This window comes from Runella sp. R5_40, from assembly GCF_057652295.1.
Genome location: NZ_JBYFCH010000003.1, coordinates 511,349 through 521,363 on the forward strand (window position 1 = coordinate 511,349; position 10,015 = coordinate 521,363).

At 46.9% G+C, this 10,015-nt stretch carries 3 protein-coding genes and 1 pseudogene; 2 read left to right on the top strand and 2 right to left on the bottom strand.

Annotated elements, in window-relative coordinates; all coding sequences use genetic code 11:
• Window positions 1-43: 43 nt before the first annotated feature.
• Both AC23N5_RS09390 and AC23N5_RS09395 read right to left on the bottom strand, forming a co-directional pair.
• Complete coding sequence (locus AC23N5_RS09390; protein ID WP_487755355.1) at window positions 44-1,933, bottom strand: RagB/SusD family nutrient uptake outer membrane protein; 1,890 nt, start codon at window positions 1,931-1,933, stop codon at window positions 44-46.
• A gap of 10 nt (window positions 1,934-1,943) precedes the next feature.
• Window positions 1,944-5,087, bottom strand: coding sequence for a SusC/RagA family TonB-linked outer membrane protein (locus AC23N5_RS09395; RefSeq protein ID WP_183973711.1), 3,144 nt, complete (start codon window positions 5,085-5,087; stop codon window positions 1,944-1,946).
• Window positions 5,088-5,408: 321 nt separating this feature from the next.
• On the opposite strand from AC23N5_RS09395, the gene AC23N5_RS09400 reads away from it, so the two are divergent.
• Both AC23N5_RS09400 and AC23N5_RS09405 read left to right on the top strand, forming a co-directional pair.
• On the top strand, window positions 5,409-7,325 hold the full coding sequence (locus tag AC23N5_RS09400) for a helix-turn-helix domain-containing protein (protein ID WP_487755356.1): 1,917 nt from the start codon (window positions 5,409-5,411) through the stop codon (window positions 7,323-7,325).
• Between the two features lie 362 nt (window positions 7,326-7,687).
• Window positions 7,688-10,015: pseudogene (locus AC23N5_RS09405) on the top strand (hypothetical protein); the annotation flags it as partial.

The following is a 10,015-nucleotide window of genomic DNA, read 5'->3' on the forward strand; positions in this document are numbered from 1 at the left end:
CGTTTATCAATTGATTATCTCGTTTTGGGAAGTCGCAAACCTTTTACCAACCAGGGTTTTGAGGGAATTCCAAATACAAATTCACGTCGTTTACCTTGAGTGGCAACCAGTTGTGTTTTTCGGTGAACCTGCGTTCGAGGATAACACTTTCACGGATGTTCAAGACACGGTTATCTTTCGGGTCTTTGGTAGGGTCTAACACTGTTGCTCGGTCAAATTCAATTGATTTTTTGAGCGTATAAGGGCTTTTGGCAATTAAGAGCCAACGGCGGAGGTCATTGAAACGGTGACCTTCAAAGGCAAGCTCCACGGCGCGCTCGCGGCGAAGTTCTTCCATGTATTTGTCCAAAGAACCCAAGAATTGCGCATCTACACGACCTACTCCTGCGCGTTCTCTGATGACATTGACGGCATCGACGGAGGTTTTGCTGTAGTTTGTTGACTTACCCGCCGACGAGCCATAGCCCTGAGCCGCAGCTTCGGCATACATCAAATAAATATCGGCCAGACGCATGTACGGTAGGTGAACGTGCAAGCTTTTGTCATAGCCGTACCCTTGGTCGTATTTGTTGGCCGTACGTGGCACAAATTTGAACAACAAGTAGCCCGTGCGGCTTCCCGTGGCAATGTCGCGGTAGGAGCCACCCGTGTGTAAGTTGGCGTAGCGGTTGTTGGCTTCGCTGGCGTTAGGAATGCTCCCAGCGACCATTCGGACACCGTCAAAAACAATGTCATTGTAGAAACGTGGGTCGCGGCCTCTCCAAGGGTATTCGGGGTTATAACCCGACTCGGTATCGGCTTTTGTGATGTCCTTGATAGGCAAGCCATTGGCCATTCCGTAGTAGTTGACGTAATTGGACGTTGGCAAAAATTTTACATCACCTTCGCTGATAATCAGCGGGCTGTACTGCTTACTTGTTCCCCAGTTTGAGCTATTGGCACCATAGTAAGGGCCACGGAAGATGGCCTCCGTTGCACCTGGGATTTGCCAGTTTTGGCCTGTGGTGTAGAAGTTGGTATAGAATTGAGCAAAAGGCACTAATTTATGCGGTGCTTCGCCACTTTCGCACAACTTGAGTAATTCGCCAAATGCTTCGGCTGCTTTTTTGCAATAATCAGCATTGTACGAAGTACCGCCACCCGACACCGAATTCATCAATGGACTGCCCGCCCAGAGGTAATTTTTGCCCAAATAACCCAGCGCCATGATTTTATTGATGCGCAATTGGTTTTTGCCCAATGTTCTTTTTCCAGCGGTTGTATTGTCCCAGTCGGTAGGCAATAAGTTGGCTGCTTCTCTGAAATCAGCGGCGGCTTTGTCGGCACATTCACTGTATTTGAGGCGAGGGAGGGTCAGTTTTTCATCGCCAGGAAGCACTTTGTCGATGTAAGGAAGTCCGCCAAAGTACTGCATAAACATGAAGTGATACCAGCCACGGAAGAACAACAATTGCCCTTTGATGAGGTCTTTTTCTTCTTGGGTAGCATCGGTCAATTTATCCAAATTGGCAAGTCCTAAATTGGCTTTGCGGATGCCATACCAGCCCAACCCCCAAAGCGATTTTGTAAAGCGGTCGTCGTTGGTTGAGTTGTTGTTGCGGTCCATCCATCCCGCTTGCCAGCCGTCAAAATTGCGTTGCCAGCCCCAGAAGTCGCCGTTTTCGATTTTTACCCCAAAGTGAAAGTTTTGAGCCGTCGATTGGATTTCGTCCTCGCCCCAGTTCCACGAGTTGGTCCAGTAGCCATTAGAAAAATCGGGAATGGTATGATAAAGCTCTTCGGTAAAACCTTGGAAATTGATAAAGTTTTTAAACGCATCTTTTTCAGATACAAGCGATTGTGGGTCACGATCCAAAAAATGTGAGCATGAAGTAACCCCAAAAGTGAGGGAACAAACTGCCGCTACGCAGAAAAGTTTTATTCTCTTTTTCATGGTTGATTTATTAGAAAGTAATGTTTAAACCTAAATTAAATCTCTTCACTGTAGGATAAGCTCCTTGCGACGCCCAGCCTGTTCCAGCGAAATTGGACTCTCTATCATCAGGCATTTTGCTCCAAGCAATGAGGTTGTTTCCGTTGAGATAGATTCTGAGGCTGTTCAGTCCAAGCTTTCGACTACGTTCTGGCGTGAAGTTGTAGGCGATTTCCGCATTTTTTAAGCGCAAATACGAGCCATCAAACATATACTGGTTGCCTCGGTAGTCGCCAAAAGGTGTGGTAAGCCAGCGTGGGATGGGGGTTCCTGTTGGGTTTTGAGGTGACCAATATTCTCCTTCATGATAGACAGTCGTGCTTTGTGAGCCCAAACTTGTGAACACCACTTGGCGGGTTGTATTGTTGACCGCATAGAACTGAACAAACGCCGAGAACCCTTTCCAGTCCAAACCAAAAGTGGCATTGTAGGTGTTTTGTGGCCAGCCAGTATGTCCGTATGGAATTCGGTCTTGAGAATCAATCACCCCGTCGCCATTGTAATCGACTAAGTAGTAATTTCCCAACAATTTCTGATTGTCATTCACATTGTGCATGGTACTGCCATAAAGCTGGTCCCAAGTGTTGTACAAGCCCTTGCTCACGTAAGAATAAGCTTGGTCGATTTGCATTCCCTCTGGTTTTTGGTAGTCGGGTAGCAATTCTGGCGTAGCGCGTTCAAGGATTTTATTTTCAGTGTGAGTCATGTTGAGATCGGCCCACAAACGTGTTTTGCCAAGATTTTTATTAAAATGAAGCTCGATTTCGTAACCATTGGCTTTTACAGCACCTAAGTTGGCAACTGGAGGGGCGGCGCCAAAGTAACTTGGGACGTCGGACCGACCTGTCAAGAGGATTTTACTTCTGTTGTCTTGGAAATAATCAGCTTTCCCTTTGACAAAACCCTTGAAAAGCTCGAAATCTAAGCCAAGGTTGTATTTTTCGGATTCTTCCCATTGTACGGTAGGGTTCCCGACGGTGGACTGAGAATACCACGTATAAGGGCTTTGCTCAGCACCTTCCCCGTTTACCCCGAGTCTTGATTTTCCGCCATAAGCCCATTGTTCTAAGTAAGGCCAGCGAACGCCCAAGTTATCAAAACCTGTTTGGCCATACGACAACCGAAGTTTAAGCGAGTTGACAAAGCGAATTGGCTTCATAAATTGCTCGTTTGAGATAACCCAGTTGGCACCTCCAGAAGAGAAAAAGGCAAAACGATAGTCTTTCGCAAACTGCTCAGAGCCATTGTAGGCACCATTGTACTCGATGGTGTATCTATTGTGGAAGTTGTAGGTGGTTCTAAATACCCAGTCTTCGCGGTAAGATGGAATGGTGTTACCACTGGCAAAGACGTTTCTGTTGGTCAAAGCCATCAAGTTGATGTTGTGCTTGCCAGCAATGGTTTTGTTGTAATTCAGTTGGAGCTGATAGAACAAACGGCGTTGGCTGGCGCCAATACTTCCAGCGGCGGGCGACCATTTGATACCTTCCTGAAAATCAAAACCAGTGATGCCATCCACGGCTTGTTGGTACGTAGCTACGCCCGTTTCGGGGTTAATCCATTTGCGTTGGGTGTTGTTGTAAAGGTCATTTACCCCACGATTCGACTCAACAAAGGTGTTGTCCAATGATACTGTTCCTGCCGCCCTCAACCCTTTGACAAGCATGTCTAGGTCTTGTTCGAGGGTAAAGTCGGTTGTAATACGGGCGGTAGTTTGGTACTGAACACCGCCAATCGCAAGGCTCAAAGCGGAGTTTTCAGCCCTTGCTTGGTTGGGAGCATAAAAACCCCATGAGCCATCGGCATATTTGGGCAAAAACAAGTCAGGAGCAGCATTGTAGGCATCAATCCAAGGGCCATATTCGCTACCTGTGAACCCCCAAGGGCTTTTTCTGACGCCATACGAACCCGAGAGGTTGGTTTTTAATACCGTGCTTTTTGTCAACTGAAAATCTAAGTTGCTACGTACGTTGAGGCGGTTGAAGCCAAAACCCTGTTGGTAGCCACGGCGGTTGTCATACACTTTAAACAAATCAGCCTCTTGCAAGAAGTCGGCGCTGGTGAAGTACTTGACCAAATTGGTTCCCCCGCTGATGTTCAGGTTGGCATTGTTAGAAATCGCATGAGATTTAAACAACGCTTCTTCCCAATTGACGTTAGGGTAGCGTTCGGCTTCCTCTAGGTTGGCAGGATTGCGGTATTTGCCAAGGATGGCTTCTGGTAAGTAGTTTCTCCATCCCTCAGGACGCGTAGCGAGCTCGTATTCGATAGCCTCGTTTCGGATTCTTAACGCATCGTAGGCGTCGTACTTTTTGGGCAATTTGGACGCCGCTTTCACGATGGTGTTGACGGTAGCTCTGATGGAAGCCTTGCCCGTTTGCCCCCGCTTGGTCGTAATCAAAATAACCCCGTTGGCACCTCTCGAACCAAAAACGGCAGTAGCCGAGGCATCTTTCAAGACCGTGATGGTTTCAACCGAACTGATGTCCACGCTTGTCATAGGACGCTCCACGCCATCGACAAGAATGAGGGGCTCAGAGTTGTTCCAAGAGCTACGACCGCGAATCAAAATCTGAGGGTCTTCTGCGCCAGGAAGTCCTGTACTGGCATTGGTGATAAGTCCAGGGACGTTACCCGTCAATGCCGCACCAATACTTGATACCCCTCCCGCGCGTTCAAGCTCTTTGTTGGTGGTTTGGGTAACGGATGCTACAACGCCCTCTTTGCGCTGCCGTCCGTAACCAACCACAACGACTTCGTTTAGTTCTGACAGTGACTCTTCCAGTACGACGTTGATGGTTGTTTTAGCTCCAACCACGACCTCTTTGGTTTTGTAACCAACATAACTTACAACCAATGTTTGATTGGGCGGACAAGTGATGGAAAACTCGCCCGAAGCATCGGTGTTTACTCCTCGGGTGGTTCCCTTGAGGACAATCGTAGCGCCAGGGATGGTTTCTCCCGTGTTGGACTTCACCGTCCCTTTTACTGTTTGGGCTTTTGTCGTTTGTGCTCTCAACGACAAGCCCGAAAACCCAATCAAAAGCGATACACACCAGATGACCAGGCACAGCTTTTTCTGAGTGGTGGAAATGTAGAAGTTAATGTTTCTCATAAATCAATGAAAACATAATTTATTTAATAAATAATATGATATTACTGCTGCAAAGAAAGGGGGTGACTCAAAAATAGAGTAGCACAAATCACCAAATAAGCGCTACAAATGTTCAGTCATCTTAGAAAGTGTCAATTTTACACGATTATTATTCAAGAAGGCTTGCCCGAACCCGAAGAATGAAGAAGAATGGGGGAGACACGAGGTGAAAATCTGGGTTCTTTCAGAGGGAAAACACGGAATATACGTTTGACCTTTTAGGAATTTTCACCCCAAAAAGGATATATTTACTAGCGTTTATGCTTACTCTATTATTGATATATGTCTATTATGAACCGTTCGGATAGCGAGATTCTCGAAAAACTAACTCGGCTGATTGAAAATAATGTAAGCAATTCCGAACTTTCGTTAGAGGCGGTTTATAAAGAATTAGGAGTTAGTAAAACGCGCCTTCACCGCATTGTTAAAGAAAAAACCCAACTCTCTACGACGCTTTATATTAGGAGTATTCGTCTTGACAAAGCCAAGGCGCTGCTTGATTCTTCCAATTTGCGTATCACCGAAATCGCGGGTTTGGTAGGTATAGATAGCCCCCAAAATTTTAGCAAGTATTTTATTCAAGCCTATGGCATTAGCCCTACGGAATACCGAAAAAGTAAAAATGATTTACCGATTCCGCAGGAAGTAGAGGCGGTAGAAGAAGAGGTTTTGTTGCTTGAAGAAACGCTGACGCCGCCGAGTAGCCCCATGACGCGTCGGAATTGGGTCGTTGTTGGCCTAATAATAATGGTGCTCGTGGCGGGCGGGGTGTTTTGGGGAATGTTAAAATCTTCGACGGCCAACGCTTCCGACGATTACCTGCCGTATTTTGATAACTCCGTTGCCATTTTGCCTTTCAAAAGTCTTAACCAAGATCCCGCTTTGGCAGATGGTATCCTGAACGGCCTGCATTCATCGCTTTCGTTGATTGAAAACCTAAAAGTGATTGCCCAAGGTTCAACAAATCAGTACCGTGATACTAACAAACCCAATGGGCAGATTGGGAAAGAACTGGGGGTGGTGTATCTATTAAAAGGAACGGTTAAGGAGCAGGATAACGCCATCGAAATAGGACTGACGCTGATACGCGCGCAGGACGAACATCAAGTTTGGAGTCAACAATTCAAAGGGGATTTGTCCCAACTTTTCCGATTGAAGAATGAGATGATACAAGGCATTGTGGCGCAATTGAAACAAAAGATTTCGCCCGCGCTTTTGCAAGAATTGGAACGCGTACCTACGCAAAATCAGGAAGCTTATCAGGAGTTTTTGCTCGGACGTACCTTATGCCTGACCCGTACCAAAGAAAAATTGCTCGAAAGTATTCTTCGTTTTGACAAGGCGCTGGCCCTAGACTCCACCTTTGCCGAAGCTCAAGCTTACAAAGCGAGTGCGTGCTTGTTTTTAGGAAATATGGGGTATCGGGAGCTACAGCCGTCGATGGAGCTGGCCGAAGAGCAAGCACTCAAAGCCATTCAGTTGGATGAACATAACAGTACAGCCTATGCCACATTGGGTAACATTTACCGTGGGCGGTTTAGGTGGAAACAAGCCAAAACGGCCTACGAAATCTCTCTCAAATATCGCCCTAACGATGCCCAAACTATCTACTGGTACAGTCTGTTATTGCGCTCCATGGGCCAACTGAGCGAAGCCCTGCGGTATAGCACCAAGGCTGTTTCGTTAGATCCATTGTATCCCGTAATTCTCTCTGGTCATATCTGGAATTGTGCGTATGCCAATCGTGACGATTTAGCTCAAAAAGCCCTTGCCGACGGAAAATTGATTTTTGATGACTCCTTTGTGTATTACATGGCGAGAGGTGAGTATGAGCTGTACCACAACCGGTTCGACAAAGCCCTGAAGGAGTTTACGAAAATGGAACAACTCAATCCAAACATGAAGTACGGGAATGTGAGCAGTGCGTATTGCGCGGCTAGGTTGGGAAATCCAACCCCTACTCGTACGTTGCTGAATAAAATGGGTAACCAAGCGCAGGATTTTGTCAGTAAATCCATGCTTTATGCTGGCTTAGGTCAAAAAGACAGCAGTTTAATTTGTTTGGAAAAGGCAGCTTCGATGGGGCGTGTCTCTTCCGAGATTTTAGTGACTCCCATGTACAGAGCCATTCGCAAAGAGCCCCGCTTCCAGGCCGTTTTAAAAAAGTTTGGCTTGCCCATTACTTCATCAGTAGAGTAAGTAGCTCCTCATATTCTCCATTTTGACCCTTTTTTGAAGTGATACGGAACAATAGACTAAATTTTGGAACAATAGACTAAGTAATTGGACGAATAGACTAACATTGTTTTGTTTATTCTCTCTATTTTTACTCTGTCGGTCAGCACATTTTTTCTGCGTATTCCGTCCTCAAATCAACTAGGCTAACAATCCCCTCAACCATGACGTTAAGAAGGCTCTTCAGTGCGCTGTTGGCGGGATTGCTTTGCTTGAGTTGTACACATGACGAAAGCACTGCCCAAGCCAACAATGTACAGTTGGTCAAATGAAAACCAAAAAATCAGCCGTCTCTCTATTTACCACCCTGCACACCCATAAATCTCATGTCTCACATTTACCCAACCATGACTCATTTTTACGCATCTATTTTAGGATTGGCCCGTATGTCGGGCTTCCCATCGGTTTTTAGCAGTTACTTTCTGATGGTGCTGATAGGTAACAGCCTGATTAGCCAAACCGGCTACGGCCAATGCCCAACCTTTAGTATCTCGGCTACCACCGGTAGCCGCAACGGCACCACTGCTACCTGGACAGCTCCGGGTCCCTACCTCATCCGTATTACGGCCAAAGGCGCAAAAGGCGGGGATGGTTCTAATAGGGATAGCGGTGGTGCCGGTGCTACGATTACGGGGGAGTTTAGCGTGACGGCGGGGCAGGTGCTGGAGCTGATAGCCGGTGCGCCCGGTCGTAATGCTATTGGTCCTGTTGCTGGTGGTGGTGGTGGTGGTGGTGGTCTTTCTGGCGTTGGTGGCGGTGGTGCAAGTGGGCCTACTGGTACCTCTGCTATTGGTGGTGGTGGTATTAATTCGGGTGTTTCTGATTTTAATGGTAGTGGTGGTGCCGGTGATAGTGGTGGTGGTAATGGTGGTGGTGGTGCCGGTGATGGTGGTGGTCCTAGTAGTGGTGGTGGTGGTGGATATAGTGGAGGTAGTAATGGTAGTAATGGTATTAGTGGTGGTGCTGGTGGCGGCTCCTACAACGCGGGCATCAACCAAAGCAACGCCGCCGGGGCCAATGCTGCCGGTGGGGAAGTGGTGATTGAATGTTTGGGGCTGGCAACACCAACTCTTAGTATCGATGATGTCAGCCAATTGGAGGGCAACGCCGGAAATACTATTTATACTTTTACGGTTAGCCTTGATCAACCTGCACATGCAGGTGGTGTGACCTTTGATATTGCTACGGCTAATAATACAGCCACTACAGCTGATAATGATTATACGGCCAAATCATTGACAAGTCAGACGATTCCACAAGGTAGTTCGACATACACCTTTACAGTGTCTGTCAATGGTGATTTAAAATTTGAGTCAGACGAATCTTTTTTTGTCAATATTACCCATGTAACGGGGGCAAACGTTACGGATGCCCAAGGTGTTGGAACAATCAGGAATGATGATGCGGCTTGCTCAAGTAGTAGTACGGTCACCACCGGTACTACCTTTTGTAACGAAGGCGGCATTACAATCAATGATAATGGGGAGGCTACGCCTTATCCCTCCTGCATTTCTGTATCGGGCCTAACGGGTACGATTGATAAAGTAACGATTACGCTGAAAAACTTAACGCACACCGCGCCTAATGACATTGACTTACTGCTGTACTCTCCGACTGGTCAAAAATATGTTTTTATGTCTGATGTCGGCGGTACGAATGCCGTCACAAACCTTGATTTGATTTTCGACTCAAGTGCAGGAAGTGCATTGCCAGACAACACGAACACGACATTGGTCAGCGGAACTTTCAGACCGACCGATTTTGAGGTAGGTACCGATGTTTTTCCTGCCCCTGCTCCGGCGGGCCCTTATACCTCCGCGAGTACCACATGTTTGGGAATACTTTTTAATAATAGTAATCCAAATGGCACTTGGTATTTGTATGCAGTAGATGATGCCGCTACTAATACAGGAAGCATTGGAGGCTGGTGTTTGAACTTTACCATGAGTTGTATTCCCCCCAACATCACTGCTCCCACCGTCACCCAACCTACTTGCGCCGTGCCCACGGGGACTATTGTAGTGAACGCTACAGGAACGGGTACAATAGAATACAGTATAAACAATGGGGATACTTGGAGTACCAATGCCACTTTCAACAATTTAGCTGCGGGGAACTATAACATCAAAGCACGTATTCAAGGCAGCAACCCTACCTGTGCGACGACTTACGGAAGCAACCCCGTCGTACTTACTTCACCTCCCAATGTCACTGCTGGTACACTCTCGTCAAATGTAGAAAGCATCTGTCAGGGGGGAAGTGTGGACCTGACGCAGGTAGGACAAACAGGTACCAGTACTTTTGTTATTTTTCAAAATAATGCAGCAATCGGTTCTTATGCCTCCATAGAGCAAGCAGAAGCATTTTTTGCCACTGCTGCCCCCAATCAGTATTGTGTCTATACCATAGCATATTTAGGGTTAAATAATGGCTGTGGTAATTTGACTGGTTTCACGCTGGCACAAATCATTGATGCCTGTCTTGATGAGCAATGTTATGAAGTTGGAGTGCCAGTGTGTATAACGGTGAACCCTGTGGCAGCTATCCAAGCCCCCACCGTCACCCAACCTTCTTGCGCCAACCCCAAAGGCACGATTGTTGTCAACGCTACAGGAACGGGTACAATAGAATACAGTATCAACAATGGTGATACT